We start from the raw sequence: 25,726 nt of genomic DNA, 5'->3' as shown, positions 1-25,726 counted from the left end.
ACTCGAGCATTGGGCAAAGGAGGTCGATCAGCCTTTGAAAGATCCTTTGCTCGGACAGAACCAACGTCATCGTACTCAGGAATGATGCTTCGCGCGTTGCTTTATCGTGCCCCTTCATGTCGCCTTTGTGAAGGGACAACAAGGATTTGGCGCGGGAAGAATATTCTTCCGCGCGACACTTTGCATCACATCGTCAGGAGCCGATCCCGACAGGGGCGGCCTCGCGGCGCGTAAGGGTCCGATAATAGGCCCAAAAGAGCCGCGCGGCCGTGGCGCGATGCGGCGCCCAGCCGAGGGCGATTTCCTTCAATGCCCGTGCGCTCGGGCGCTCGCCGAGATCGAACGCGGCCGCCACGGCCACCTGAAGCGCCAGATCCCCGGCGGGAAAGACATCCGGATGACCGAGACAGAAGAGCAGATAGGATTCGGCCGTCCATGGGCCGATCCCCGGCACACGGACCAGCTCGGCGACGGCCTCTTCGGAAGAGGACGAGGCGACGCGAGAAAGGTCGAGCTCGCCGGACAGGATGGAGGCGGCGACGGCAAGGATCGTCTTGTGCTTGGCGCGTGAAAGACCGGCGGCGCGGAAAACGGTGTCGGGGGCGGCGAGGATCGCGTGATGGTCCGTGACGTCCAGGCTGGCGTCGAGACGTTCGAAGATCGCCATGGCGCTGGCCCGCGACACCTGCTGCCCGATCATGGTGAAGACGAGCCCCTTGAGACCGGGCGGGTTCCGGCGCAGCGGCACTTCTCCCGCCGCCGCGACGACCGGGCGAAGGCGCGGGTCGAGATGCTGGAGCGCTACGAGAGCGGCGGCGATGTCCGCCTCGCTTTCGATCCGCGCCGGAAGCGACGCATCGACGTTCGCTGCCGCCGGCTGTCCAAAACCTCTGGTCAAGCCTCGTCTCTCCTGCCATGCCGTCATGCCCAGCCCGGCGATATAGTGCGAGAAAGGAGAGGCCGCAGCGATGGATGACGCGCAACCCGTTTTTCGCTTCGCGCCGAGCCCCAATGGCGAGCTCCACCTCGGCCATGCCTATTCGGCGCTTCTCAATCACCATATGGCGCGCGAGGCCGGCGGGCGCTTTCTGCTTCGCATGGAGGATATCGATCGCGCGCGCTGCAGCCTTGAGAACGAGAGGCGGATCGAAGCGGACCTCCATTGGCTCGGCGTCGAGTGGGACGAACCGCCCCGGCGCCAGTCCATTCACTTTGCCGACTATGCGGCGGCGCTGGATGCCCTGATCGCCGAAGGGCTCGTCTATCCCGCCTTCATGAGCCGTGGCGCGGTGCGCGCTTTTGCCGAGCACTATGCCGAGAGGGAGGGCCGCTCCTGGCCGCGCGATCCTGACGGCGCGCTTCTCTACCCCGGCGAGGAGCGGGGACTGGGCGAGGTGGAAAGGGCGGAGCGGATCGCCGAGGGCGAAGCTTTCGCCTGGCGCCTGGATATGGCCTCGGCGCTGGCGCGGCTGGGGCGCCTCGACTGGCTGGAGACAGGCGCGGGGCCGGAGGGCGAGACAGGACGCGTCGCGGCGGAACCTTCGCGCTGGGGCGATGTGATCCTGGCGCGCAAGGAAATTCCGACCTCCTACCATCTCGCGGTCGTGGTCGATGACGCTCTTCAGGGCGTGACGCATGTGGTGCGGGGGAGGGACCTCTTCCATTCGACTTCCGTCCACCGGGTGATCCAGGCGCTGCTCGGCCTTCCCGCCCCGGTCTATCACCATCATGACCTGATCCTCGGCGATGATGGCCGCAAGCTCTCCAAGAGCGCTGGCGATGTTTCGCTGAAGGCGCTGCGAGAGGCGGGTCTGACCGCTGCGGATATCAGGCGGATGGTCGGGTTCTAGCCCAGGGCCGTGAGCCAGAAGCTGAGGCCGAAGACCGAGGCTAAGGTGGTGATGAGGATGGTGGCGGCCGCCATCCGTTGGCCTGAGCCGAAATAGCCGGCGAGCACATAGCAGTTGATGCCGGCGGGGCACGCGGCCATCAGCACCGCCACTTTCAGCCACAGCGGCGACAGCACCTGCGAGCCGACGAAATAGACCAGGACCGGCAGGAGGACGATGGAAAGCGTCGAGGCGATCAAGGTGGAGGCGATGTCACCTCTCACCGAATAGCGGTCCAGCGACATGCCGAGGGCGAAAAGCGCCAGCGGGCTGGCCGTGCGCCCGAGCGAGGCGGTAATCTCGTCGAGCGGGCCGAGCGGCAGGCCGAAGGTGAACCATACGGCGCCGAGGGCGAGGCCGATGACGAGCGGGTTTGTGCCGAGGTTCTTTGCCACGCGCCTCAGCGCGCCGCCGCTGGACATTGGGACCGGATTGCGCCCCGGCTCGCGCGCGTCGACCACCGCCGCCCATTCGGTGAGGATGGTAGAGGTCATCATGATCACCGGCAGATGCACCGCGATGATGAGTAGCAGAACCTGAAGGCCTGGCTGACCATAGGCGAGCTCGACAGCCGGAATGCCGACGAAGACGCCGTTCTTGGCGCTGGCCGCCACACCCGCGATGACGCTCTTGCGCCGGTCGGCGCCGGCGATCTTCCTAACGAGGATGCTGGCGATTGTCCAGTTGATGGCGACGCAACCGAAATAGACCGCCCACAGGAGCAAAGGGTTGGCGGCCTTCATCTCCGACCCTGCCAGTGTGTGGAAGAGCAGCGAGGGCACGCCGATCATGAAGACGAAGCTCGTCAGCGCGTCGCCCTTCTCATGGCTCAGGATTTTCAGGCGCGCGACGGCATAGCCGATGGCGATGAGGCCGAAGATCGGAACGATGACATTGAAGATGGTTTGCATGACGACCGGCGAGTTGGAGCCCCATGGCGATAATGCCGTGCAGGGCGGCGCGCAATGGCGACACGGAATGGGTGATAGGCCGGAAGAGAGAATCGCCCTATATCACTTGCGATTCCACTTCCAGACGACGGAGCCCGATGTCGGCCTTCCTGACTTTTCTTGCCGTGATCGCGCTTGCCGCGGTGCTGCTCGTCCTGTTTCTCGGCCTTGGCAACATGATGCGCGGCGGCCCCGGCAACACCTCGCAGAAGCTGATGCGAGCGCGGGTGATGCTGCAGGCGCTTGCCCTGCTGCTCATCGTCGTCGTTCTGCTCATGGCGCGCTAACAAGGATGGCGCGCTGACAAGGAGAGAGCACATTGGTCAAGCTCAATCGGATCTACACCCGCACGGGCGATGCCGGAACGACCGGCCTTGCCACGGGCGAGCGCCGCTCGAAAAGCGACGCGCGCTTTGCCGCGATCGGCGACGTTGACGAGACGAACGCGACGCTCGGGCTGTGCCGGCTCAGCGCGGATGCCGCGCTCGATGCTATCCTCGCCCGCATCCAGAACGATCTCTTCGATCTCGGTGCCGATCTCGCCGTGCCGGCGAACGAGACGATCGAGGGCATGGAGCGTCTGGCGATCACCGAGGGGCAGGTGGAGCGCCTGGAACGGGAAATCGACGACCTCAACGGCAGGCTGGAGCCGCTGCGCTCCTTCATCCTGCCGGCGGGAAGCGCCGCCGCCAGCCACCTTCATCTCGCGCGGACCGTGGCGCGGCGCGCCGAGCGCTCGATGGTTTTCCTGGCGATGAAGGAAGAGGGCACGGTGACGCCGACAGCGCTCAAATACATCAACCGGCTTTCCGATCTTCTGTTCGTGGCCGCGCGCATCGCCAATGACGAGGGCCGCGCCGACGTGCTCTGGAAGCCGGGCGCGACGCGGTAGGGGCGCCTTGACGCCACGGGCGCGGAAATCGGCCGAACCTTTGACGGGGGCGGCGAAGTCGCCTATTCGCGGCATGTGGGTTAGCAGGAGAAGTGCGTCATGAAGGTCCTCGTCGCCGTGAAGCGCGTCGTCGATTACAACGTCGCCGTCCGCGTCAAACAGGATGGCACCGGCGTCGAGCTCGACAACGTCAAGATGAGCATGAACCCCTTCGACGAGATCGCCGTCGAGGAAGCGGTTCGGTTGAAGGAGGCCGGCAAGGCGAGCGAGATCGTCGCCGTCTCCGTCGGTCCGCAGAAGGCCACCGAGACGCTGCGCACGGCTCTCGCCATGGGCGCCGACCGCGCCATTCTGGTGAAGACCGACGCCAAGGTCGAGCCGCTCGCCGTCGCCAAGCTCCTGAAGACCGTGGTCGCCGAAGAGGCGCCCGATCTCGTGATCCTGGGCAAGCAGGCGATCGACGACGACAGCAACCAGACAGGTCAGATGCTCGCCGCTCTGCTTGGCTGGAGCCAAGGCGTCTTCGCCTCGAAGGTGGAGACGGGCGAGGGCATGCTGACCGTGACGCGCGAGGTGGACGGCGGTCTCCAGACCGTCGAACTCAAGCTGCCGGCCATCGTCACCGCCGATCTTCGCCTCAACGAGCCGCGCTATGCCTCGCTGCCCAACATCATGAAAGCGAAGAAGAAGCCGATCGCGGAAAAGACGCCGGAGGATTGCGGCGTCGACATTGCGCCGCGCCTGACGGTGCTGAAGACCGAAGCTCCCAAGAAGCGCGGCGGGGGCGTCAAGCTCGCCTCGGTGGACGAGCTGATCGAAAAGCTGAAGACCGAAGCCGGCGTCCTCTAAAGGCGAAGGAGAACCAAGCCATGACAACACTTCTTCTCGCCGAGCACGACGGCAAGCTCCTTTCCGAACAGACCGCGCGCACGCTGGCGGCGGCAGCCAAGCTCGGCGCGCCCGTTCATGTCCTCGTCGCAGGCGCCGGCGTTGCGTCCATCGCCGAGGCGGCGAGCCGGCTCGATGGTGTCGCGAAGGTGCTCGTCGCCGACGATGCGGCCTACGCCCATCAGCTCGCCGAGCCGCTCTCCGCGCTGCTCGTTTCCTTGGCTCCCAACTACGATGCGCTGCTGGCACCGTCCACCGCCAACGGAAAGTCGGTGATGCCTCGGGTCGCGGCGCTTCTCGATGTCATGCAGATCTCGGACGTCATCGCCATCGACGGCACCACCTTCCAGCGGCCGACCTATGCCGGCAACGCCATCGAGACGGTGACGTCGAGCGATCCGAAGCTCGTCGTCACCGTGCGCGGCTCGGCCTTCAAGCCGGTTGGCGAGGGCGCCGCTTCCGCCCCGGTCGAGGCCGTCGCGGCGGCCGGCGATCCGGTCCTTTCGCGCTTCATCAAGGAGGAGCTCGACGCGGCGGAGCGCCCCGAGCTCACCTCCGCGCGGATCGTCGTCTCGGGCGGACGGGCGCTCGGCTCGAAGGAGAAGTTCGAGGAGTTGATCCTGCCCCTGGCCGACAAGCTCGGCGCCGCCGTCGGCGCCAGCCGCGCGGCCGTCGATGCCGGCTACGCGCCGAACGATTGGCAGGTCGGCCAGACCGGCAAGATGGTGGCGCCGGACCTCTACATCGCCGCCGGCATCTCAGGCGCCATCCAGCATGTCGCCGGCATCAGCGATTCGCGGGTCATCGTCGCCATCAACAAGGACGAGGAAGCGCCGATCTTCCAGCTCGCGGACTATGGTCTGGTCGGCGATATCTTCACCATTCTGCCCGAGCTCAAGGACAAGCTCTGACGGGCTTTGACGGCCCGGCGGGGCGGCGATAATTTCCGGCAATATCGGCAAGCGGAAGGTGCCTTGAGAATGGACCACGGGATCAAGACGGTCGGCATCATCGGCGCCGGGCAGATGGGCGGCGGTGTAGCCCATGCCACGGCGGCCGCCGGTTTCGATGTTCTTCTCCAGGACCTTGAGCCGCTGCGGGTCAAGGAGTGCATCGCGCGCATCGAGGCGAACCTCGAGCGCCAGGTGGCGGCAGACAAGCTGAGCGAGGAGGCAAAGGCCGCCACCCTTCAGCGGATTCGCGCGGTGGAGACGCTGCGCGATCTCGCCGATTGCGACCTCGTCATCGAGGCGGCCATCGAGGAGGAGACGGTCAAGCGCAAGATCCTCCAGCAGCTCTCCTCGGTGCTCAAGAAGGACGCGATCATCGCGACCAACACCTCATCCATCTCCATCACACGCCTCGCCGCCGTGACGGACCGTCCCGAACGCTTCATCGGCATCCACTTCATGAACCCCGCGCCGGTGATGCGTCTCGCCGAGCTGGTGCGCGGCATCGCGACGGAAGAGCGCACCTTCGCCGAGTCGAAGGCTTTCGTCGAGGCGATGGGCAAGTCCATCGTCACCTCGGAGGATTTCCCGGCCTTCATCGTTCACCGCGTCCTGGTGGCGATGATCAACGAGGCGATCTACACCCTCTATGAGGGCGTCGGGACGGTGGAGAACATCGACGCGGCGCTGCGCCTCGGCGCCAACCATCCGATGGGTCCGCTCCAGCTCGCCGACTTCATCGGCCTCGATACCTGCCTTTCCATCATACAGGCGCTGCACGACGGCCTCGCCGACGCCAAATACCGGCCGTGCCCGCTTCTGGTGAAGTATGTCGAGGCCGGCTGGCTCGGCCTCAAGACCGGCCGCGGCTTTTACGACTATCGCGGAGAAGCACCGAGACCGACGCGGTAGCGCGCGGCCTTAACTCAAGGCGCGCTTTCGAACGGAAAGGGAGACAGAGATGGCCAAGGCCTATTGGATTGCGACCTATCGCTCGATCGCCGACCCGGACGCTCTGGCCGCCTATGCCAAGGTCAGCGGACCGGCCATCGCCGCCGCGGGCGGGCGCGTTCTCGTGCGCGGAACGCCCGCGCAGGTCTATGAGGCCGGCCTTAACGAACGCACCGTCGTCATCGAATTCGACAGCGTCGATGCGGCCCGTGCCGCCCACGACAGCGAGGCCTACCAGCACGCCCTCTCCCTCCTTGGCGAAGGCGCCGTGCGCGACATCCGCATCGTCGAGGGAGCCGAGGGCTGAGCTTGGCGGTGGAGGGGGGGCTTGCCTCGCTTGAGAAGCGAGCGGCGGTCTGATCGTCCGTGTTTCACGGCCTACCAACGGTTTTCTTGGACGTAGGCGATAAATGCTGTCAGGGGGGCGGGCACGTACTCCCGCCCGTGATAGTAGAGAAACGGCCCTGAAAAGCTCTGCCAGAACGGCTCCAGTACAGGCTCCAACGAGCCGCTATCGAACGCCGGTCTAAGCCAATCCTCGAAAAGATGTATAATGCCGCATCCATCGATGGCGGTCGAAACGGCGAGGTCGATGGCATTTATGTCCACTGATATCGGACCTGTCGGCTCAATCCTCACCACCGCGCCCGCACGTTCGAATTCCCACGCCGCAGGCGCGCCGCCGCTCAGCCGGCCGTGGAGACAGGCGTGATCGAGTAGATCCTCAGGTTGCTCGGGACGCCCGTATCGCGCCAAGTAAGCAGGCGACGCGGCAGTGGCAAACCGCTGTCTGGCGGGCCCGATCGGAATGGCGATCATGTTTTTGGTCAGCCGTTCGTCGTAGCGGATGCCGGCATCGCACCCCTCGGCAAGTATGTCCACAAAGTCGTGCTGCGCCACCACTTCTACCCGAATGTTGGGATAGGCAGCCACGAAGCCGGGCAGAATTCTGGGCAGCACTAGGCGGGCCACGTTAACTGGCACGTTGAGGCGGATTTTTCCTGCGGGTTCATGACGGTACCTATTGGCACGCTCCAGAGCGGCCTCCACGTCTGCCATGGCCGATTGCAGATGCTCCAGCAAATGCGCTCCTGCTTCGGTCGTGACCACGCTGCGGGTCGTACGATGGAGCAGTCGGACGCCGAGTTGGCTTTCAAGCCGCTTCACCGCGCCGCTGAGGCTGGATGCACTGATGCCGGTTACGGCCGAAGCGTCGCGGAAACCGCCTGCTGTCGCGACTGCGACGAAGGCACGCGCGGCCGCGAAGTCAGTAGGCATTGTTCAAAAATCCGTACAGCATGTGAGTTGATTACTGTATTTTCTGGTTGATATGAAGCGGTTATGTCTCTCGGTGAAAGGAGATCAACCATGAACGATAAACAACGCATTGCCATCATCACCGGGGGTAGCAGGGGGATGGGGCGCGACACAGCGATGCGTCTGGCCCAACAAGGGGTCTCGTCGATCATCACCTACAACCGGCGGCAAGAAGAGGCTGAAAAAGTTGTTATAGCCGTTCGGGAAGCCGGCGCGGCGGCAGGGGCATTGCAATTGGATGTTGCCCGGGCGGATACATTTGACGGGTTCGTCACGCAGGTTCGCAATGCACTGGCCTCATTGGGTGCCAGCCACTTTGATTATCTCGTCAACAACGCGGGAACCTCATCGACAGCGACGCTGCAAAGTGGGACCGAAGCTGAATTGGATGCGCAGTTCGCAGTCCACTTCAAGGGTCCTTTTCTGCTGACCCAGAAGCTGCTGCCGCTGATGAACGACGGCGGGCGCATCGTGAATATATCATCCGGGCTTGCGAGATTCTCAATGCCGGGGCGTGCGATCTATGGGCCGATGAAGGCTGCCGTTGAGGCGCTGACCCGGTATATGGCTTTGGAACTTGGGGAGCGTCGCATCGCTGTGAACGTGGTCGCCCCTGGCGCTATAGCCACCGACTTCAGCGGTGGGGTCGTACGCGACAACCCCGACGTGGCAAAAACACTGGCGTCGTATACCGCGCTGGGGCGCGTTGGCGGACCAGAAGACGTTGGTCCAGTAATCGCCGGCCTTCTCTCTGACGATTTCGGTTGGGTCAATGGCCAGCGCATCGAGGTCGCCGGCGGAGTTCACATCTGATCGGTTCCATTGTGTTGAGGCGTGCACAACGCGGCTCAACTGCCAATAGCTCACCGTCGTAAGCATCGCGCCGCATTACCTCTCGGGGCACCATGCGCACCCGATGTCGCAGGAGGAGTAAGGCTTTACCGCAATGGGCGCTCTGCCTCTCGCGAACGCTGGTGATTGGTCCTCGGCCGGCGGGAGGATTGGCGGCGTCGGAAGGTGGCTGGCGTATTGATCGCAAGCTCTCCGCTTTCGACGCCGTCCTCGACCGCAGGCCGGGGATGACGCAGCGGCTGCGTTAGGCGCCCTGTTTCACCGCATACCAGCCGTGGATCATGAAGGACTGGAAGAACGGGACGGGCAGGTCGAAGCCGTTTTGGCGCAGTGCCGTCTCGGTCTCTGCTGGTGACAGGATGCTGAGTTTTTCGCGCAAGGCCTCGGGAAGGTTCTTGAGAGAGTCGGGAGTGGCGCCCATCAACTCTTGAACGCGTTCCCAGTTCTTCAGCATTGACGGAAACTCCGCCGAGTCGAGGTCGAAGCTGATTTCCGTGCTGATGAAGAAGCCGCCGGGCTTTAGCCTGTTATGGACATTCCGATAAAAGCCCGGCCTGTCCGAGCGGCTGATGAAATGCGCCACCAAAACGCTCAAGACGGCGTCGAATTCCGCACCGCCGGGCGCATCCTCGACATAGCCCGTTATCAGGTCGCATCGATCGAGGACGCCGGCTTTTTCCAGTCTGTCACGGCAGACACGAAGCATCTGCTCGGACGGGTCGACGCCGACGAAGGACCATTCGGGGAAGGTTTTCGCGAGCGCGAGAATTTCGGCGCCCGTTCCTGCCCCGACGCAGAGGATGCGCGCGTCGCGCGGCAGATCCTCTAGAACGAGGCGGAACAGAAAGTGCATGTTGTCGGAAATGGCGGCGAGCTTCCTGTTCTTCTCGTCGTAGCTCTCGGCCATCTCCTGGTTGAACAGAACGGTTGCCCGCGATGATGAGGGGTGCTGGTCATTCATGGTCGTGCATCCAGAGAATTGATGGTCCGCGCGGGCCTTCCGGAAAACCCGCGCGGCCTTTTAAAGAGCGCGACGCGGGTGTTTCCGCAATGAATGTTATACCATTTCAACCTTGATGTTCAATACTCTGGTTGATCAGCACGCTCCCGGCCCGTTCACTTTGACGGGCGACCCACGGGAGGCGGCGGGGCGCTCCCCCGCCGCCTCCCGGCAGGCCGTCAGCCGATCAGGCGCAGGCGGGCGTTCTCGAAGGGGGAGCCTTCATCATCGACCTCGCGGCGCGAAAGCTCCTGAAAGCCCATCCCAGTATAGAAGCGCATCGCTTGCTGGTTCTGCGTATAGACCTCGAGCGAGAGCTCGCCTTTCAGGTTCAGCGCATGGGCGATGAGTCTGCGCCCGATCCCGAACCTTTGCCAACGTGGAGAGACGAAGAGCCCCCCGATGAACGTGCCGATGAGGCTGATGAACCCGGCGGGCTTTTCGCCGATGCTCGCCACCCATGTCTCGGCGTTGGGCAGATATTGATCCTCGATCAGAGCCCGTTGCTCCTTCAGGCGTTGTTCGCCGATGAAGGAATGGGCGAGGAGCGAGGCGTCGAGCCAGATGCGTGACAATTGTCGGGTGTCTGTCCGCCCATCGTAGGGCCGGATCAGAAAATCATGGTTCTTCATGAGAACTCCGCAGAATGGATATGCAAAGAGGTCCGGCAACTTTTCCAAGTGCCAGGTGATGCCGCTACACGCGGTGAAAATCATCGCCTCTGTGCATCAATCTCCTTCTGCTGATGGCCGTATTCTAAGAGGTCGGGGACCCCCGGTCAAACCCGGTTTCGCGAGAGGTGATACCCGCGCCGAGAGGGGGGCGCGACCGCGGCCGCCCTCTCACCCTCGCAGCGCCTCCGCCGGGGACTGGCGATAGGCGAGGGCGGAGGGAATGGCGGCGATGACGACGGTCGCCGCGAGCAGCGCCAGGGCCGCGAGCCAGTCCTCGGCGGTGAAGACCACCGGCATCGCAATGCCGCTCTCCTCGGTGAGGATCGAGGAGATGGAGCGGGCGGCGAGCCAGCCGAGCCCAAAGCCGGCGAGGACGCCGACGCCGATGACGGCGAAGGTCTCCAGAAAGACGATGGAGAAGACGACGCCGCGCGGCGCCCCAAAGGCGCGCAGAGCGCCGATCTGGCGGCGGCGCTGGAGGATGTGGACGACGACGACGAGAAGGATGGACGCGGCGACGAGGCCTTGCGCGCCGGCGGCCACCGCCGTCAGCACCCGGCGCGCGTCGCCAAGGGTGCCATAGAGCCGCGTCAGCACCTCGCCGGGGAAGACGGCCAGGGTGCGGTCGGTGCGGTACTCCATCCGCAACTTATAGGCATCGGCGAAGGTCTTTGGCTTGACCAGGATCGCCGGCAGGCCCGGTGCTTCGGGAGCGCTGAGAGCGGCGGGGTCGATGGGGCGCGAGAAGTCGAGATGGTGCTCATGCTCCTCCTCTTCATGGTGCTCCGCGCCCTCGTGCTCTTCCTCGTCCTCGTCGTGATGCTCGTGGATCGCCCACACCGCCTCGATGGGAACGAGAACGGCATGGTCCCACGGCGTGCCCGTCGGCTTCAGCCTTCCGACGACGGTATAGCGGGCCTCGGCGTGAGCATGGCCGCCTTCGCCGAGGCGGCCGTGGAGCGGGGTGATGGCATCGCCGATCTTATGGTCGGCGAGAGCGCCGACCAGTGCTTCCCCCAGCTTGGAGAAGACCTGGCCTTCCGAAACGCCGCCCATGCCGGCGACGAGTTCGGCGGTCGTGCCGACGATGGGGCTGTCGCCGGCGAAATCGCCGAATCCGATCGGCGCGGCCCAGGCGACGCGGGGATCGCGCGCGAGGCCGGAAAGGACGGTGCCGGGGACCAGCGGCAGCGGCGCCGCCTGAAGAAAGACGGAGGAGAGTACAAGTTGCGTCTCGCTGCCGGGCGCGCCGATGACGAGGTCGAAGGCGCTGGCGGCCCTGGCACTTCCAAGGCGCAGCGCCCGCTCCTGAAGCGTCACGGCCACGCCGAGCGCGGTGGCGAGGGCGATGATCAGGGCGACAATGGCCGCGCCGGCAAGATTGCGCTTCAGATCGGCGGCAATGAAGCGGAACATTTCAGGCGTCCTCGAACTGCGGTCGGGCGGTGGAACTGGTGCCGTCACGAACGACGAGGCCGTTTTCGAGCCGGATCACGCGCTTCATTCTGTCGATCAGGCGCCGCTCATGGCTGGCGACGATGAGAGTCACGCCCGTCTCCTCGGCCAGTTCCAAAAGCAGATCGGCGACGGCCGCGCCCGCGTCGGCGTCGAGGCTGGCCGTCGGCTCGTCGGCAACGATCACGGCGGGACGCCGCGCCAGGGCGCGCGCGACTGCGACGCGCTGCATCTGGCCGCGTGACAGCGTCTCGATCGGCTGATCCAGCCGCTCGATGCCCACGCGAGACAGAAGGCGTGCCGCCTCCTCGCGGTGGCCGTGGGCGAGTTTCAGCGCCGTCAGCCGCTGCGGAAGGAGCACATTGTCGATCGCCGAAAGGCCGGGGAAGAGGTGAAAATTCTGCATGACCAGGCCGATGGTTTGCGCCCGCCAGCGGTCACGTCCCGGCTCGGAAAGCGAGGCGAGATCGATGCTGTCCCAGGACACGGCGCCGCGCGGCGGCTTCGAGAGGCCCGTCACCATGTTGACGAAGGTGGTTTTGCCGCATCCCGACGGGCCGGTGACGGCAATCCGCTCTCCCGGCGTGATGGCAAGTTCGGGAATGGAAAGGGCAGGGCGTTCGAGCCCCTTGAAGGCGACGACGAGGTCGCGGATCGCCAAGTCGATCATCGCTCAAGCCCTGCCAAAGGTGGCGTCGACGATGCGAAGGCGGCTGAGAAACCCCGTTTCGGGATCGGTCCAAGAGCCGACTTCCAGGCGGCCCCTCACCTCGATCAGGGCGTTCGCCTGCTCGAAGGTCTGCGTCTTCTCGAGATAGACGACGACGATGTTGTCCGGCCAATCGGCATCGGTCGAGCAGAAGGGGCAGAGCGCCATCGGGATTTCGGTGAGGACGAAAAAGTTCGATTCCGCCTTGAGCGGCGGTGCCATGAAGCCCTGCATCGCCACAGGCTGATCGGCGAGCGCCTTCACCTTGTCGGAGAAGGTGAGGCCGAGGGCGCTGAAACTGCCGTAGAGCTCGTCGAAGGTGAGGGGCGAGGGTGAGGCGGACGCCTGTCTCACGCGGGCTTGCGTCAGGATCGCCGCGGTCGCCGCTCCCACGAGAAAATGGCGGCGCGAGAGGAAACCGGTCATAGCATTCCCCATGAAAGCGTTTCGGCTCCGAGCGTCATGCGCCCGGAGCCGTCATTGGTCTTCAGGCCGGTCGCATTACTTCGCGCTGGCCTGCTTTTCCGTCGGGGCGAGAGCCATGGCGTCGGCGAGCACCTTGTAGACGTCGCTCTGCTCCATGTAGCCCTTGAACTCTTCCGCGCCGGGGCCGGTGGCCTGGAGGACGACGTCGTCCACCGCATGGACCGCCGTGTCGGCGTTCTTCGGCAGGTTGCCGACGCGCAGCACTGCGCCCGGAACGTTCTTGTACTGCTCGTTGGCGACGTAGTTGCCGTTCGCGTCCTTTACGGCCGGCTCGAACGGACCGTCCATCTTGGGGCGGAAGGTCTCGTAATAATCCGGGTAGTTGTTGGCGAACATCGCCAGGCGACGCGAGACATCGACGCTGTCCGGGTAGCCGTCGCCATTGGCGTCGACATAGTTCGGGAAGCCGGCGTCGTCATAGGTGCCGACCTTCTCGCGCATCTCGTTGCCCGGCTTGTCGTCGTCGATGGTGCCGATGAGCGAGACGCCATGGGTGTGGTCGCCGGTGACGACGACGAGCGTGTCTGGATGGGTCTTGGCGAACTCCATGCCAACGCCGACCGCCTTGTCGAACTCGATCGTGTCGACCTCGGCGCGCTCCCAGTCCATCGGGTGCGCCATCTTGTCGATCGAAGCGCCCTCGACCATCAGGAAGAAGCCGTCTTCGTTCTTGGAGAGCTGGTCGAGCGCGACCTCAGTCATGTCGACGAGGCCCGGCTGATCGGGGAACTTGTCGACCGTGCCCTTCTTGAGGAACATGCGATCGAGCGTGACGTCCATGTTGCCGGTGTGGAAGAGGCCGAGGATCTTGCCGGTGTTCGAACCGCTGGCGGTATCGAGCTCCTGCTTGGTGGTCGCGAGGGTGTAGCCCGCGTCCTTGAACATCTGGATGTAGTCCTTGTCGTCCTTGCGCTTGGAACCTGGAACGTCCTTGCCGAGGAAGTAGGCCGAGCCGCCGCCCAGGATCACCTCGGGCTTGACGTCATAGAACATGCCGACGATGTCGGCCTTGTCCGCGCGCTTGCGGGTGTGGGCGACGACTGCGGCCGGAGTTGCGTCCTCGATCTCGGCGGTGGAGACGACGCCGACGGCCTTCTTGCCGGTGCGGCGCAGCGCCTCGGCGATTGTCTCGACCTTGGGATCGTCCTTGCTGTCGGCGGTGCGGTCGGCATAGACGCCGAGGGCGTTCACCCGCGACTTATGGCCGGTCATGTAGGCCGACATGGTGTTGGCCGAGTCGGTGGCGATGGAGTGGGTCGACGACGTGCCGATGAAGGCCATGTGGTCGAGGTCGTCCATGTTCAGACGGCCGTTCGCCTTGCCCTCGGTCATGCCCTTGGACATGATGCGGGCCGCCGTGCGGTTGGCCACCGACAGGCCGTCGCCGAGGAAGAAGATGACGTTCTTGGCCTTGGGCGTCGCCGGCGTGCCGTAGACTTCCCACTTGACGGTCTTGGTCTCGTCGCCGGCCTTGGCCTCGACGGTGTAGGTGCCGGGCGTGGCGATGGTCACGCCGCGCAGGAGCACGGCCGAGGCGTCGACGCCGTCTTCCTTCTCGACGAAGGAGACGTCCTTGCCGAGAACGTCCTTGGCAGGCTGGCCGTTGATCGTCAGGGTGACGTCGTCAGCTTTGACGACGCCGTCGAACTCGACCTTGAAGTCGAAGGGCGAGGAGGCGAGGATCGTGGCGCGATCCAGCGGATAGATGGCCGTCGCTCCGGCAGCGGAGATAAGGCAGGTCGATAGCGTAAGGGCCGCGACGAGGGCGCGCATGGCGTGTGCTCCTGGACTGGGCGGGAGGGAAACCGTTTGCCAGGGGGGCATACGAGTTGCGCGTGACAGTGGTGTGACGCTTCTGTCGTGATGCAATGTGCTGATATAACGTTATAATTACTGGGGCGGCAGTTATTCGACCCCGCTCTTGTCGTCCGGGTTGTCCCCCTTGCGGAGAAGGGCCTTGAACTCATCCTGAGTGACGGGCTTGGAGAAAAGGAAGCCCTGAAGCTCCCGGCATCCCATGGCCGCGAGTTCACGCCACTGGGAGGGTGTCTCGACGCCTTCGGCCGTCACCTTCATGCTGAAGGCATTGGCCAGCTCCATGACGGCCTTCACCACGGCGTCCGTGCTTCCGCTGCCGTTGAGCTGGCTGATGAAGGAACGGTCGATCTTGATCTTGTCGAAATGGCAGCGGTGAAGATAGCCGAGCGAGGAATAGCCGGTGCCGAAATCATCGAGTGCGATGCGAATTCCCGCCTCTCTCAGCTCCGCGAGGGTGCTGGACATGGCCTCGAAATCTCCGATCAGCGCCGTTTCGGTGATCTCGATCTGGATGCGCGACGGAGTGACGCCGAATTCGGCGAGGCAGGCCAGAACCTTGCTGGCGAGCGCCCGGTCTCGAAACTGAAGAGCGGAGAAATTGACGGCGAGCCAGGCGATGTCCAGCTCCTTGACGATCCGGCAGGCCTCGCGCAGCACGAAGGTGCCGAGCTCGGCGATCAGGCCTCGCTCCTCTGCGACGGGAATGAAGATCGCCGGCGACAGCAGTCCGTGCTCGGGGTGGTTCCACCGGATCAGCGCCTCGGCGCCGACGATGGTTTTGCCGTTCTCGGCGAAGAGCGGTTGCAGGGCGAGCCAGAGGCCTGTGCCCGTTTCAAGGGCAATCTTAAGATCGCGCTCGATCGCCCTCTTGTAACTCACGACCTCGTTGAGCCCCTCCTGGAAGAAGCAGAAGCGGTCTTTTCCCTTTCCCTTCGCCTCGTAAAGCGCGATGTCCGCCTTGCGGATCAGCTCGCTCGTGTCCTGCGCATTGTCGGGCATCAGCGCCACACCGATGCTCGCCGCGATCGTCGCATGTTCGCCGAATAGCTCGAATGGCCTGCCCATCTCGGCGAGGATACGCCCGGCGAGGACTTCGGCGGCGCGTGAATTGCCACAATCGCTTTGGATGACCGCGAATTCGTCACCGCCGAGGCGAGCGACGGTATCACATTCGCGCATCAGCCCCATCAGCCGTTGCCCGACCTGTCGGATCAACTCGTCGCCCGAAGGATGGCCAAGCGTGTCGTTGATCGCCTTGAAACCGTCGAGGTCGATGGAGAGCAGGGCGAACGACTCGCCCGTTCGCCTATGGCGAGCGAAGGCACGCCCCATCCTGTCGTTGAACAGCATCCGGTTGGGCAGCGTCGTCAACGGATCGTGCAGCGCGAAATAGGTCGCCTGGGTTTTGCTCGCCGTCAGCTGCGCCGCCATCCGTCGGAGCTTGGTGAGGAGGGCGGCCAGTATCGCCGCCATGATGACCGCGAGGATACCAGCCGCCGGAAGGGTTTCCCTCATGATGTGGCCGCCCGGATCGTTTGCCGTCCAGGTGAGGGTTCCCAGTACCTTGCCTGCACGGTTCGTCAGGGGCAGGGTCGGCGCCGCAGTTGGTCCATCCAATGGCGCGAGATAATGCACCCCGTCGATGAGGTAGCGCGAGCCGACCCGCGCCAGCAGGGCGTTGTCGATGCGACGGACCGCGATGTGAAGATATTCGCTGCCCGCGTCCTGGGTGAGCCTGTCCGAATCGGGTACGATGGGCTTCACGCTGACGATCGCCGGCCTGCCGTCGAGAAACAACAGGTCGGCGGCGCCGAGATCGCCCTCCGCTCCTCTCTTCGCGATTTGCTCACGCAGATCGGCGACAAGAGGCGAGAACAGCTTCATCTCCAACGGCGCCGAGCGGGGATCGACGGTTCGTCCATCCACCATGGCGTAGACAGGGGCATCGGATGCATCGAGCACGAACGCCTGATCGTGCCCGTAGAAGGAATGCATCCATTCCCCGAGATTGTCGGCGAGCCACTGCCGATCGCCGGCCTTCGAAAAGGTGACGGCGTCATCCCATTGCGTGGCGCTCTGTTGCTCCTTGGCGATCTTGCCGAACTGATCGTTTAAGGCGCGCTGGAGAAGGGTCGCCTCGCGCTGTTCGGCGAGATCATCGACATGGCTCGTCACCCACATCATGTAACCGGCGAAGATCACCGCCGCGAGGATGGCCGACGTCAGCACGGCGGCCGTCAGGTGGTAGGAGAGCGAATGGCGCTGAACAGAAAACATCGCGAAGCCAAGGAAATTGCCGATTTCCATTGTCGCGACAAAGGGTTAAAAACGGCTCAACCCGCCGGATGATTGGTCGCCATTCCAGGCTGGTTTATGTGCGTCATTCGCCCTGGACAGGGTCTGGTCAGGTCTTGCTGCCGGTCAGGGCATCGACGAGCGCGATGGCGTCGGGGCTCGCCCATTCCGCCGGACCGTTGATCGCCGCCCGGGCGCAGCCCTTGTCGTCGACGAGGAGCGAGATGGGCAGGCCGAGCGCGAGGCCGCGCGTCTTCAGCTGGTTGAAGATGCCCATGGTGGCGTCATGGTAGAGTGGCAGGGACTTCAGCGCCGTCTCCTCGTAGAATGCGCGGGGCTTGTCCAGCTTGCCGAGATCGACATTGACGGGAACCACGGCGAAGGCCGGACCGCCCTTGGCCGCCTCCAATGCATCCAGCGCCGGCATTTCCTCACGGCACGGCACGCACCAGGTGGCCCAGATGTTGAGGAGGAGAGCCTTTCCAGTGAAGCTCGCGAGTGTCACGTCCTTGCCGTCCGCATCGGTGAAGGAAAGGGACGAGGCATCGAAGGGCTCGGCGATCGGTTGCACGGCGGCGACCTCGCCGCTGGCCGCAGCGGCCAGGCGATCGCGCAAATCCGCATCCAGCGGGCACGCGCCGGCTTGATTGTCGGCACCAGATAGCGTCACGTACACCGCGCCGGCGCCGACCAGGAGGCCGGCGACCAGCGCAAGGGCTGCCGCGGACCTGAGATTGCGGCCGGCTTTCGCTTCGCTGTCAGCCATCGATCGATAAACCTTTTTCTATGAGTGCCATGAGCGAGAAGACGAGCAACGAAATGTGGGGCGGGCGTTTCTCCTCCGGTCCCGCCGCCATCATGGAAGAGATCAACGCCTCGATCGAGTTCGACAAGCGTCTTTATGCCGAGGACATCGCCGGGTCCAAGGCACATGCGACCATGCTCGCGCAACGCGGTATCATTTCGGACGAGGACGCGGCAGCCATTTCACAAGGGCTTGATCGAATCGAGCGCGAAATCGCCGAAGAAACGTTCACCTTCTCGCGTGAGCGAGAGGATATCCACATGAATGTGGAAGCTCGGCTGGCCGAGCTGATTGGCCCTGCGGCAGGCCGGTTGCACACGGCGCGCTCGCGCAACGATCAGGTGGCGGTCGATTTTCGCCTCTTCGTCAAGAAGACGCTGCAACAGACGGACGCGGCGCTGACCGCGCTGCTCGCGGCCTTGCTCGACAAGGCGGAGATTCATGCCGAAACGGTGATGCCGGGCTTTACCCATCTCCAAAGCGCGCAGCCCGTAACCTATGGCCACCATTGCCTCGCCTATGTCGAGATGTTCGCGCGCGATCGGTCGCGCTGCCGCGACGCTATCGAAAGGCTCGACGAGTGCCCGCTCGGCGCGGCGGCTCTCGCGGGCACCGGCTTTTCCATCGACCGCCACGCCACGGCCACGGCGCTAGGCTTCCGCGAGCCTACGCGCAACTCCATCGACAGCGTGTCAGACCGCGATTTCGCCCTGGAGTTTCTCGCTGTCGCGTCCATTGCGGCGACGCATCTATCGCGCATGGCCGAGGAGATCGTCATCTGGTCGACGCCGCAGTTCCGCTTCGTGCGCCTGTCGGACTCGTTCTCCACCGGCTCCTCCATCATGCCGCAGAAGAAGAATCCGGACGCGGCCGAGCTCGTGCGCGCCAAGGTCGGGCGCATCAGCGGCGCTCTCGTCTCCCTGCTGACGGTGATGAAGGGGCTTCCGTTGGCCTATTCCAAGGACATGCAGGAGGACAAGGAGCAGGTCTTCGACGCTGCCGACACGCTGGCCCTCGCTCTCGCCGCCATGACCGGCATGATCACCGACATGACCATCAATGACGACGCCATGCGCGCGGCGGCTGGCGCGGGCTTTTCGACCGCCACGGACCTTGCCGACTGGCTGGTGCGCGAGCTGAAGATGCCGTTCCGCGAGGCGCACCACGTTACGGGGCGAGCGGTCGCGCTGGCCGAGGAGGCCGGTATCGGCCTTGAGGCGTTGCCTCTTGATGTGCTGCAGGGGCTCGACAAGCGAATCACGTCTGCGGTCTATGCTGTTCTCAGCGTCGATGCCTCGGTGCGAAGCCGCACCAGTTTCGGTGGCACCGCACCGGAGAACGTCACCCGGCAGATTGCCTATTGGCGCGGGCGCCTGGGAAGCTGACGTTCAGAGAAGCGCGATTGCCGCTTGGCCCGGCGCGCGAGGAGCGGTATCAGCATGCCGGTTGGTGTGAACCCGAAGACGAGCGAAAAAGAGATGAAAGCAGCGATGAAACCGGCTCTCTGGCTCTTGTTCTGCCTCGTCGTTCTCGTGCCGGGGTTGTCGGCCTGCGGGCGTCGCAACGCCCCCGTCCGGCCGAACACCCAGGAAGAGATCAAGATCGATCCCGACAAGCGCACGACGCCACAGACCACCTCGGCCGCCGCTGTCAATTCGACCATCTACTCGATCCTCGACGACAAGAACGAGGCCGCTCGCGCGCCGGAAATCCGCAGGAATCCCAAGGCGCAGAAAAAGTCCTTCATTCTCGATCCCCTGCTGAACTGACGCGACCGACCGCGACGCCGAACTCGATTTGAGGTTGGCTGAACGGCGCGATTTGGGACGTGCCATGAATCATTTCGACTATCGGGACGGCGTCCTCCACGCCGAGGACGTCAGCGTCGAGGCCATCGCCGCGGCGGTGGGAACGCCGTTCTATTGCTATTCGACGGCGACGCTCACCCGCCATTACCGTGTCTTCTCGGACGCCTTCAGCGATATCGACGCGCTGGTCTGCTATGCGATGAAGGCCAATTCCAACCAGGCGGTGCTGGCGACTCTCGCCCGTCTGGGGGCAGGCGCCGACGTCGTCTCGGGCGGCGAGCTGGAACGGGCGCTGGCTGCCGGCATTCCGCCGGAAAAGATCATGTTCTCCGGTGTCGGCAAGACGCCTGCGGAGATCGACCGCGCGCTCGCCGCAGGCATCTTCTGCTTCAACATCGAGTCGGAGCCCGAGCTGGAATGCGTTGCGGCGCGGGCGCTGGCGCTGGGCAAGGTCGCGCCGATCTCCTTCCGCATCAATCCCGATGTCGATGCGCGCACCCACGCCAAGATTTCCACCGGCAAGAAGGCCGACAAGTTCGGCATCGCCTTCGACCGCGCGGAGGAGGTCTATGACCGCGCCCGCGCCCTGCCCAATCTGGCGGTCCACGGCATCGACATGCATATCGGCAGCCAGATCACCGAGCTCGAGCCGTTCGATCAGGCTTTCGACCGTCTGGCCAATCTCGTGCGCCGGTTGCGCGCCAAGGGACATGCCATTCACCATATCGACCTCGGCGGCGGTCTTGGCGTTCCCTATCGACGCGACAACGAGCCGCCTCCGGGGCCGCCCGCCTACGCCGAGACAGTGAAGCGCCATGTGCGCGATCTCGGCTGCCGAGTGATCTTCGAGCCGGGGCGCCTCATCGCCGCCAACGCCGGCATCCTCGTTACCAAGGTGCTCTACGTGAAGAAGGCGGAGGCCAAGACCTTCGTCATCGTTGATGCGGCCATGAACGATCTCATTCGGCCGACGCTCTACGATGCGTGGCACGACGTGCGCCCCGTGCGCGAGCCTCAGAGCGACGAGATGATCGTCGCCGACATCGTGGGGCCGGTCTGCGAGACCGGCGATTTCATGGCGCGCGACCGAAGCATCTGCCCCGCAGCCGCCGGCGATCTTCTCTTCATCGCTTCGGCGGGCGCCTATGGGGCGGTGCAGTCCGGCACCTACAATTCGCGGGCTCTGGTGCCGGAGGTTCTGGTCCGGGATGACGACTACGCCGTGGTTCGCCCGCGCCAAACCATCGAGGAATTGATCGGCCTCGATCGTCTGCCGCCGTGGCTCGAGAAGGATGGCCAAGGCCAATAAGGCCGGCTGTGCCGCGCTGCGCGAGGGCTCGCCGCCGACTGGTGGGGGCTCACGGGCGGACATCTGTTCCGACGAACATCACAACGCCGTCACCGCCTCGATAGCGCCGTAAATCATGCTAGTTTGAGCGTCTATTAGGAATGGGAGCCGGATGGACAAAGACGCGCATCCTCGGCGCAACTCGGCCGACGCCCGGTTCCTCGACCGGCGGTTGGCCCCGACGCGCGCCAGCGCCTGGGTTTCGATCCTGGTCGAGCGCCTGTGGCCGACCTTGCTCGCGCTTTCTTCGGTCGTCGCGCTCTTCCTGATCCTTGCCTGGTTCGGCGTCTTCTTTCTTGTGCCGGCGGGGGTGCGCTTCGCCATTCTGGCCGCGCTGGCGCTGGCTTTCGGCGTCGCTCTCTGGCGCGCGCGCGTCATCGCGTTGCCCGGTCGGCGCGAGGTCGACGAGCGCATTGAGGTGGAGAGCCGCCTTGCGCACCAACCGCTTTCCACCCAGTCCGACCGTCTCGTCGCCGAGGAGGAGGGAGACCCGTTTGCCGCGGCGCTGTGGCGCGAGCATCGCCGCCGCATGGCGGCTCGCCTGGCCGATCTTTCCGGTGGGGCTCCGCGCACCCGCACGGAGCGGCTCGATCCCTACGGCATCCGGGCGGTCCTCGCCTGCCTCCTCGTGACGGCATTCGCCTTCTCGCATGGATCTCACGGCGGCCGCATCTGGGACGCCTTTTTGCCGCCGCCGGCCTCGGTGTCGACCGCCGCGCGCGTCGATGCGTGGATCACGCCACCGGCCTATACCAGCCGCGCGCCGATCTTCCTGACCGACCCGCAGCGGCAGGCCGCCCTTGGACCCATAGAGGTGCCGGAAGGCAGTGTCCTCTCCGTCCGCGTATCCGACGCGACCGGTGCCTCGCTCGGCTTTAAGCCCGATGGCGGGGCGGAGCAGCAAATTCCAACCAGTGCCCCCGACGCTTCCGGCGACACCGCGCGGAGCAGGCCCGCCGAGAGCGGAGAGCGAAGCGTGCCGGGCGAATACGAGTTCGTCGTGAAATCCAGCGGCACCGCGCGGCTCGCCACGGCGTCGGGCAATGGCGGCCAGTGGACGTTCACGGTGATCGACGACGCGCCGCCGACGGTGGCCTTCAAGGACGATCCGAAGCCTGCCGCCAACGGGGCGCTTCAACTCGCCTACGTCGTGAGCGACGACTACGGTGTCAGTCGCGGCAAGGCCGCAGTCCGCGTCGAGGGCGAGGGAGCGGCCGGCGCACGGCCGCTCTATCCCGCGCCGGAAATTCGCCTTGCCCTGCCGCGCCGCACGAAAGGCGAGGCCGAAGCGCATATGAGCGTGGATCTGACCGACAGTCCCTATGCGGGCGCGGACGTTGCGATGACGCTGGAGGTCGAGGACGATGCGGGGCAGGTGGGGCGCTCGGCCGAAATACGGCTGAAACTGCCGGAGAAGCGCTTCTTCAACCCGCTGGCGCGTGCGGTGGTCGAGCAGCGGCGAATGCTCGCTCTCAATGGCGACGCCGCACCGAAGGTCGTCGACATGCTTGACGCCGTGACGTCGCGCCCCGAATTCATCGAGCGCTCGGCCGACTATCTGGCACTGCGGGCAGCGCGTGAGCGGATCGCCCATGCCGCCGATGATGACGTGCTGCGATCGGCGGTGGATTTTCTCTGGGAGATCGCGCTCGGCATCGAGGCCGGCGATCTCGCTATCGCCGAGCGCAAGCTGAACGACGTGCGCGAGCGCCTTTCGGAGGCGCTGCAGAACGGCGCCTCCCAGGAGGAGATCGATAAGCTCATGAAGGAGCTGCGCCAGGCGATGAACGAGTATCTCCAGGCCCTTGCCGAGGCGATGCGCGACATGCCGGCGATGACCCAGGATCAGCTCCAGATGGGCAACGTCCAGGAGATCCGCCCGCAGGACCTGGACCGGATGCTCGACCAGATCGAAGATCTGGCGAAGTCGGGCTCGCGCGATGCCGCCGAGCAGCTCCTCTCCGAGCTTCAGCAGATGATGAACAATCTCCAGGCGATGCGTCCCGGCCAGATGCAGCAGGGTCGCCAGCAGAGCCAGATGCAGCAGGAGATGAACAAGCTGGGCGACATGCTTCGCCGCCAGCAGCAGCTGATGGATCAGACCTTCGATCTGTCGCGCCGCCTCAATAACCAGCAACAGAGCGGCGACGAGTACGGCGAGGGCGGTGAGCCGCAGGAGCAACCGGGATCTGGCGGCGACCAGTCGATGACAACCGAGCAGCTCCAAAAACTGATGAAGGAGCTTCAGGCGCGCCAGGGCCAGCTTCAGAAGGATCTGGAGGCTTTCCAGAAGCGCATGAAGGAGCTCGGCATGGACCCGGCGCAGTCACTCGGCGAGGCTGGGAAGGCCATGGGCAACGCCGAGGGCGCGCTCGGTCAGGGCGACGACGGCACGGCGCTCGGCGAGCAAGGACGGGCCCTGGAGGCGATGCGTCGCGGCGGCCGTCAGATGATGGAGCAGATGCAGCAGGCGATGCAGCCGGGGCAGGGGCAGAGCGGGCGCCAAGGGCAGGGAATGGCGCGCGGGCCTCAGGACCCGATGGGCCGTGACCCTCTCGGGCGGCCGCGCTCGACGGAAGGGCCGGTCTATGACGGCGACGTCAAGGTGCCGGACGAAATCGACGTTCAGCGCGCGCGCAGGATTCTCGATGCCATCCGCGAGAGGCTCGGTCGGGCCCTTTCGCCGCAGCTCGAGCGCGAATACCTGGAGCGGCTGCTTCAGCCGCAATAATGGTAGTGTCCTTTCGGAGCCTGCTCAGGCACAGCAGGAGCGGACGGTTTCCCACTCGGTGTAGCTGCCGGCAAGGGCCGTGGTCACGGCACGGCGGATTTCCGCCACGGTGAACGGCTTGTCGACGATTCCGACGATGGCCGGCAGCGTCTCGGCTTCCTCGCGCTGTTCGGCATAGCCGGTCATCAGCAGGATGGTCAGGGCGGGAAAGCGGGTGCTGACGGCGCGGGCGAGCTCGATGCCCGTCATGACGGGCATGCGAATGTCGGACAACAGGAGGTCGAAGGCGCCCTCCTTCTCTTCCAGAAGTTCGAGCGCAGCTTCCCCGTCTTCCGCGGCGACGACGGCATGGCCTTCCATCATCAGGGCGCGTGTCACCAGGAGGCGCACACCCGGATCGTCTTCGGCGACGAGAATTCTTGCCATGCCATTCTCCTCATGCGGCAACGGATGTTGGCCCGACAGCAGCCTACAGGCCGAAACTTGTGCGAGGCTAACCTTCCGCAGGATTGTCCTTTAATATAAGTGGCTTAGCTTAAGCTTGCCAGCCTTTTCCTATTCGACGACACGACCGACGAAGGGAAGCTCGCGCAGGGCGTGGCCGACATCCATGCCATAACCCACGACGAACACATCCGGGCAGCGAAAGCCGACGTAATCCGCCTCGATCGGGCTCTGGCGCCTCATGGTCTTGTCGAGAAGAACCGCAAGCTCGACCTTGGCGGCTCCGCGCGAAACCATCAGGTCGCGGGCAAACTGGATGGTCCTGCCCGATTCCAGAATGTCGTCGATGAGCAGGACGTCCCGGCCCTTTACGTCGCTCTCGATGTCGCGAAGCACCCGTATCGGCCCAGGATTGGTGCCGGCACCATAGCTCGAAAGGGAAATGAACTCCACTTCGGGCGCAATGCCGGCCTTGTGCATCGCCCGGATGAGATCGGCGGCGAAGACGAAGGAGCCCTTCAGGACGGCGATGACCAGAAGGTTGCGCGGCGCGCGCGCGGCGACCTCTGTCGCGAGACGGTCGACCTCCGCCGCGATCTCCTCTTGCGAGAACACGGTGTCGATCGTCTTACCGGCAACACTGATCATTCGCTCTCCAGCGCTCCTATTGGCGGACTTCCACAATGATGTCGCCGCTTGTTTCAGGATCGATGGCGTGGACGACGCGACATCGCGGCGCGCCGCCAAACTCGATCAAAAAGGTGATCGCCAACACCCTAAGCCCAAGGCTCGATCCACCGGCGATCGTACAACGCCATGACGAGGGGCGGAAGAGCGGCGGGGCGTCAGACCGCCGTCCGGACCAGTCCGTCCACCGAAAGAATGTCGCGGCGGGTGTGCGCCGCCGTGTCCATGCTGGAGGCGATGAGGTTGCGCATGGCCGTCGCTGTCCGGGTGCCGCCTGAACCAGAAAGGCTCTGCCAGCCGAACGCCAGCAGCCCCACGACCAGAGCGGCGGCGAGACCCGAAACCAGGGCCGCGCGGGCCGGCAGCAGGCCGCGAGCGGGTGGGGAGCGGTGAGCCGGCGCCACGCTTTCGCGGGTGGCGACAAGAGTTGGGCGAGGGGCGATATCCTGGAAGATGAATCCCGGCACGGAAGCCCGCGACCGCCGCGCGGGCATCGGCTGCGCCTCGTCGGCCGCCGGCTCCGGATCGAGCCGCGTCACCAGCGGCACTACGCCGGGAATGGGCGAATCAGCGGCCAAGGACGCACGTGGACGGCGCGCGATGACTTTCGCTGCCGCCTCGATCACCAGAACCTGCCCTGCAGGCCTGCTGGCGAACCGCGCCGCGCCATCGCGGCTACGCCTTTGGGGCTGGCTCATCGGCCTCTCCTTTCATCAAGCGTTCAGGAATTGGTAAGAAGTCATGGTTAACCAAGTCTTACGCATGTCCGGCGTAGGG

Annotated in this window: 26 protein-coding genes; 12 read left to right on the top strand and 14 right to left on the bottom strand. The window is 64.8% G+C overall.

Annotated elements, in window-relative coordinates; genetic code table 11:
• Positions 1-193: 193 nt before the first annotated feature.
• A complete protein-coding gene (locus B5D38_RS12300; protein WP_245319142.1) occupies positions 194-898 on the bottom strand; it encodes a DNA-3-methyladenine glycosylase family protein in 705 nt (234 codons plus the stop codon).
• A 70-nt stretch (positions 899-968) separates the two neighbouring features.
• On the opposite strand from B5D38_RS12300, the gene gluQRS reads away from it, so the two are divergent.
• On the top strand, positions 969-1,850 hold the full coding sequence (gene gluQRS / locus B5D38_RS12295) for a tRNA glutamyl-Q(34) synthetase GluQRS (protein ID WP_078708712.1): 882 nt from the start codon (positions 969-971) through the stop codon (positions 1,848-1,850).
• On the opposite strand, the gene B5D38_RS12290 is transcribed toward gluQRS, so the two are convergent.
• The gene (locus B5D38_RS12290) at positions 1,847-2,800 is read right to left on the bottom strand and encodes an AEC family transporter (protein WP_078708711.1); all 954 of its coding nucleotides are present in this window, start codon (positions 2,798-2,800) and stop codon (positions 1,847-1,849) included. The two genes, gluQRS and B5D38_RS12290, sit on opposite strands and share 4 nt — an antisense overlap.
• Positions 2,801-2,937: 137 nt before the next feature.
• Here B5D38_RS12290 and B5D38_RS12285 point away from each other — a divergent pair, with 137 nt between their 5' ends.
• The 6 genes from B5D38_RS12285 to B5D38_RS12260 all read left to right on the top strand — a co-directional run bounded on the left by B5D38_RS12285 (position 2,938) and on the right by B5D38_RS12260 (position 6,827).
• Positions 2,938-3,126: a twin transmembrane helix small protein gene (locus B5D38_RS12285; protein WP_078708710.1), complete on the top strand. Its 189-nt coding sequence runs from the start codon at positions 2,938-2,940 to the stop codon at positions 3,124-3,126.
• Positions 3,127-3,158: 32 nt separating this feature from the next.
• On the top strand, positions 3,159-3,731 hold the full coding sequence (locus B5D38_RS12280; protein WP_078708709.1) for a cob(I)yrinic acid a,c-diamide adenosyltransferase: 573 nt from the start codon (positions 3,159-3,161) through the stop codon (positions 3,729-3,731).
• Between the two features lie 99 nt (positions 3,732-3,830).
• A complete protein-coding gene (locus B5D38_RS12275) occupies positions 3,831-4,580 on the top strand; it encodes an electron transfer flavoprotein subunit beta/FixA family protein (RefSeq protein ID WP_078708708.1) in 750 nt (249 codons plus the stop codon).
• Between the two features lie 20 nt (positions 4,581-4,600).
• Positions 4,601-5,530, top strand: coding sequence for an electron transfer flavoprotein subunit alpha/FixB family protein (locus B5D38_RS12270; RefSeq protein WP_078708707.1), 930 nt, complete (start codon positions 4,601-4,603; stop codon positions 5,528-5,530).
• Positions 5,531-5,599: 69 nt separating this feature from the next.
• On the top strand, positions 5,600-6,481 hold the full coding sequence (locus B5D38_RS12265; RefSeq protein ID WP_078708706.1) for a 3-hydroxybutyryl-CoA dehydrogenase: 882 nt from the start codon (positions 5,600-5,602) through the stop codon (positions 6,479-6,481).
• Positions 6,482-6,530: 49 nt separating this feature from the next.
• Positions 6,531-6,827, top strand: a complete 297-nt coding sequence (locus B5D38_RS12260; protein ID WP_078708705.1) for a DUF1330 domain-containing protein — start codon at positions 6,531-6,533, stop codon at positions 6,825-6,827.
• Between the two features lie 71 nt (positions 6,828-6,898).
• On the opposite strand, the gene B5D38_RS12255 is transcribed toward B5D38_RS12260, so the two are convergent.
• Positions 6,899-7,798 carry a LysR family transcriptional regulator gene (locus B5D38_RS12255; protein WP_078708704.1) on the bottom strand — a complete coding sequence of 300 codons (900 nt, stop codon included), beginning with the start codon at positions 7,796-7,798 and terminating at the stop codon, positions 6,899-6,901.
• 90 nt (positions 7,799-7,888) lie between these two features.
• On the opposite strand from B5D38_RS12255, the gene B5D38_RS12250 reads away from it, so the two are divergent.
• The gene (locus tag B5D38_RS12250) at positions 7,889-8,650 is read left to right on the top strand and encodes an SDR family NAD(P)-dependent oxidoreductase (protein ID WP_116002685.1); all 762 of its coding nucleotides are present in this window, start codon (positions 7,889-7,891) and stop codon (positions 8,648-8,650) included.
• 283 nt (positions 8,651-8,933) lie between these two features.
• Here the strand turns inward: B5D38_RS12250 and B5D38_RS12245 are convergent, their stop codons facing one another.
• The 8 genes from B5D38_RS12245 to tlpA form a co-directional block, all read right to left on the bottom strand.
• Positions 8,934-9,650, bottom strand: a complete 717-nt coding sequence (locus tag B5D38_RS12245; protein WP_078708702.1) for a class I SAM-dependent methyltransferase — start codon at positions 9,648-9,650, stop codon at positions 8,934-8,936.
• A gap of 218 nt (positions 9,651-9,868) precedes the next feature.
• On the bottom strand, positions 9,869-10,321 hold the full coding sequence (locus B5D38_RS12240) for a GNAT family N-acetyltransferase (protein ID WP_078708743.1): 453 nt from the start codon (positions 10,319-10,321) through the stop codon (positions 9,869-9,871).
• A 210-nt stretch (positions 10,322-10,531) separates the two neighbouring features.
• On the bottom strand, positions 10,532-11,779 hold the full coding sequence (locus B5D38_RS12235; RefSeq protein ID WP_078708701.1) for an ABC transporter permease: 1,248 nt from the start codon (positions 11,777-11,779) through the stop codon (positions 10,532-10,534).
• A gap of 1 nt (position 11,780) precedes the next feature.
• Complete coding sequence (locus B5D38_RS12230; protein WP_078708700.1) at positions 11,781-12,488, bottom strand: ABC transporter ATP-binding protein; 708 nt, start codon at positions 12,486-12,488, stop codon at positions 11,781-11,783.
• A gap of 3 nt (positions 12,489-12,491) precedes the next feature.
• On the bottom strand, positions 12,492-12,953 hold the full coding sequence (locus B5D38_RS12225; protein WP_116002683.1) for a hypothetical protein: 462 nt from the start codon (positions 12,951-12,953) through the stop codon (positions 12,492-12,494).
• A 75-nt stretch (positions 12,954-13,028) separates the two neighbouring features.
• Positions 13,029-14,786: an alkaline phosphatase gene (locus tag B5D38_RS12220; protein WP_078708698.1), complete on the bottom strand. Its 1,758-nt coding sequence runs from the start codon at positions 14,784-14,786 to the stop codon at positions 13,029-13,031.
• 132 nt (positions 14,787-14,918) lie between these two features.
• A complete protein-coding gene (locus tag B5D38_RS12215) occupies positions 14,919-17,108 on the bottom strand; it encodes a putative bifunctional diguanylate cyclase/phosphodiesterase (protein ID WP_165690848.1) in 2,190 nt (729 codons plus the stop codon).
• A 127-nt stretch (positions 17,109-17,235) separates the two neighbouring features.
• Positions 17,236-17,892, bottom strand: coding sequence for a thiol:disulfide interchange protein TlpA (gene tlpA / locus B5D38_RS12210; RefSeq protein WP_078708696.1), 657 nt, complete (start codon positions 17,890-17,892; stop codon positions 17,236-17,238).
• A gap of 29 nt (positions 17,893-17,921) precedes the next feature.
• On the opposite strand from tlpA, the gene argH reads away from it, so the two are divergent.
• The 4 genes from argH to B5D38_RS12190 all read left to right on the top strand — a co-directional run bounded on the left by argH (position 17,922) and on the right by B5D38_RS12190 (position 23,818).
• Positions 17,922-19,316: an argininosuccinate lyase gene (argH, locus tag B5D38_RS12205; RefSeq protein ID WP_078708742.1), complete on the top strand. Its 1,395-nt coding sequence runs from the start codon at positions 17,922-17,924 to the stop codon at positions 19,314-19,316.
• A gap of 54 nt (positions 19,317-19,370) precedes the next feature.
• Positions 19,371-19,700: a hypothetical protein gene (locus B5D38_RS12200; protein WP_078708695.1), complete on the top strand. Its 330-nt coding sequence runs from the start codon at positions 19,371-19,373 to the stop codon at positions 19,698-19,700.
• Between the two features lie 64 nt (positions 19,701-19,764).
• Positions 19,765-21,048 (top strand): diaminopimelate decarboxylase, encoded by a 1,284-nt coding sequence (lysA, locus tag B5D38_RS12195; RefSeq protein ID WP_078708694.1) that lies wholly within the window; start codon positions 19,765-19,767, stop codon positions 21,046-21,048.
• A gap of 151 nt (positions 21,049-21,199) precedes the next feature.
• On the top strand, positions 21,200-23,818 hold the full coding sequence (locus tag B5D38_RS12190; protein WP_078708693.1) for a TIGR02302 family protein: 2,619 nt from the start codon (positions 21,200-21,202) through the stop codon (positions 23,816-23,818).
• 24 nt (positions 23,819-23,842) lie between these two features.
• On the opposite strand, the gene B5D38_RS12185 is transcribed toward B5D38_RS12190, so the two are convergent.
• From B5D38_RS12185 to B5D38_RS12175, 3 genes are all read right to left on the bottom strand, one after another.
• Positions 23,843-24,244, bottom strand: a complete 402-nt coding sequence (locus tag B5D38_RS12185; RefSeq protein ID WP_078708692.1) for a response regulator — start codon at positions 24,242-24,244, stop codon at positions 23,843-23,845.
• Between the two features lie 129 nt (positions 24,245-24,373).
• Positions 24,374-24,910, bottom strand: a complete 537-nt coding sequence (hpt, locus tag B5D38_RS12180) for a hypoxanthine phosphoribosyltransferase (protein WP_078708691.1) — start codon at positions 24,908-24,910, stop codon at positions 24,374-24,376.
• Positions 24,911-25,107: 197 nt separating this feature from the next.
• On the bottom strand, positions 25,108-25,647 hold the full coding sequence (locus B5D38_RS12175; protein WP_078708690.1) for a hypothetical protein: 540 nt from the start codon (positions 25,645-25,647) through the stop codon (positions 25,108-25,110).
• Positions 25,648-25,726: the final 79 nt, after the last annotated feature.

This window comes from Consotaella salsifontis (genome assembly GCF_900167365.1).
In the GTDB taxonomy this organism is placed as follows: Bacteria; Pseudomonadota; Alphaproteobacteria; order Rhizobiales; family Rhizobiaceae; genus Consotaella; species Consotaella salsifontis.
This window is presented reverse-complemented; position numbering and strand designations above follow the sequence as displayed.

What these genes read in the sequence shown, in the direction of transcription:
- B5D38_RS12175 (WP_078708690.1), bottom strand. Translation starts at nt 25,647, where the DNA reads ATGAGCCAGCCCCAAAGGCGTAGCCGCGATGGCGCGGCGCGGTTCGCC.
- B5D38_RS12185 (WP_078708692.1), bottom strand. Translation starts at nt 24,244, where the DNA reads ATGGCAAGAATTCTCGTCGCCGAAGACGATCCGGGTGTGCGCCTCCTG.
- B5D38_RS12260 (WP_078708705.1), top strand. Translation starts at nt 6,531, where the DNA reads ATGGCCAAGGCCTATTGGATTGCGACCTATCGCTCGATCGCCGACCCG.
- lysA (WP_078708694.1), top strand. Translation starts at nt 19,765, where the DNA reads ATGAATCATTTCGACTATCGGGACGGCGTCCTCCACGCCGAGGACGTC.
- B5D38_RS12225 (WP_116002683.1), bottom strand. Translation starts at nt 12,953, where the DNA reads ATGACCGGTTTCCTCTCGCGCCGCCATTTTCTCGTGGGAGCGGCGACC.
- B5D38_RS12290 (WP_078708711.1), bottom strand. Translation starts at nt 2,800, where the DNA reads ATGCAAACCATCTTCAATGTCATCGTTCCGATCTTCGGCCTCATCGCC.
- B5D38_RS12285 (WP_078708710.1), top strand. Translation starts at nt 2,938, where the DNA reads ATGTCGGCCTTCCTGACTTTTCTTGCCGTGATCGCGCTTGCCGCGGTG.
- B5D38_RS12250 (WP_116002685.1), top strand. Translation starts at nt 7,889, where the DNA reads ATGAACGATAAACAACGCATTGCCATCATCACCGGGGGTAGCAGGGGG.
- tlpA (WP_078708696.1), bottom strand. Translation starts at nt 17,892, where the DNA reads ATGGCTGACAGCGAAGCGAAAGCCGGCCGCAATCTCAGGTCCGCGGCA.
- B5D38_RS12230 (WP_078708700.1), bottom strand. Translation starts at nt 12,488, where the DNA reads ATGATCGACTTGGCGATCCGCGACCTCGTCGTCGCCTTCAAGGGGCTC.
- B5D38_RS12270 (WP_078708707.1), top strand. Translation starts at nt 4,601, where the DNA reads ATGACAACACTTCTTCTCGCCGAGCACGACGGCAAGCTCCTTTCCGAA.
- B5D38_RS12255 (WP_078708704.1), bottom strand. Translation starts at nt 7,798, where the DNA reads ATGCCTACTGACTTCGCGGCCGCGCGTGCCTTCGTCGCAGTCGCGACA.
- gluQRS (WP_078708712.1), top strand. Translation starts at nt 969, where the DNA reads ATGGATGACGCGCAACCCGTTTTTCGCTTCGCGCCGAGCCCCAATGGC.
- B5D38_RS12190 (WP_078708693.1), top strand. Translation starts at nt 21,200, where the DNA reads ATGGACAAAGACGCGCATCCTCGGCGCAACTCGGCCGACGCCCGGTTC.
- B5D38_RS12265 (WP_078708706.1), top strand. Translation starts at nt 5,600, where the DNA reads ATGGACCACGGGATCAAGACGGTCGGCATCATCGGCGCCGGGCAGATG.
- B5D38_RS12235 (WP_078708701.1), bottom strand. Translation starts at nt 11,779, where the DNA reads ATGTTCCGCTTCATTGCCGCCGATCTGAAGCGCAATCTTGCCGGCGCG.
- B5D38_RS12220 (WP_078708698.1), bottom strand. Translation starts at nt 14,786, where the DNA reads ATGCGCGCCCTCGTCGCGGCCCTTACGCTATCGACCTGCCTTATCTCC.
- argH (WP_078708742.1), top strand. Translation starts at nt 17,922, where the DNA reads ATGAGCGAGAAGACGAGCAACGAAATGTGGGGCGGGCGTTTCTCCTCC.
- hpt (WP_078708691.1), bottom strand. Translation starts at nt 24,910, where the DNA reads ATGATCAGTGTTGCCGGTAAGACGATCGACACCGTGTTCTCGCAAGAG.
- B5D38_RS12240 (WP_078708743.1), bottom strand. Translation starts at nt 10,321, where the DNA reads ATGAAGAACCATGATTTTCTGATCCGGCCCTACGATGGGCGGACAGAC.
- B5D38_RS12200 (WP_078708695.1), top strand. Translation starts at nt 19,371, where the DNA reads ATGCCGGTTGGTGTGAACCCGAAGACGAGCGAAAAAGAGATGAAAGCA.
- B5D38_RS12275 (WP_078708708.1), top strand. Translation starts at nt 3,831, where the DNA reads ATGAAGGTCCTCGTCGCCGTGAAGCGCGTCGTCGATTACAACGTCGCC.
- B5D38_RS12215 (WP_165690848.1), bottom strand. Translation starts at nt 17,108, where the DNA reads ATGTTTTCTGTTCAGCGCCATTCGCTCTCCTACCACCTGACGGCCGCC.
- B5D38_RS12245 (WP_078708702.1), bottom strand. Translation starts at nt 9,650, where the DNA reads ATGAATGACCAGCACCCCTCATCATCGCGGGCAACCGTTCTGTTCAAC.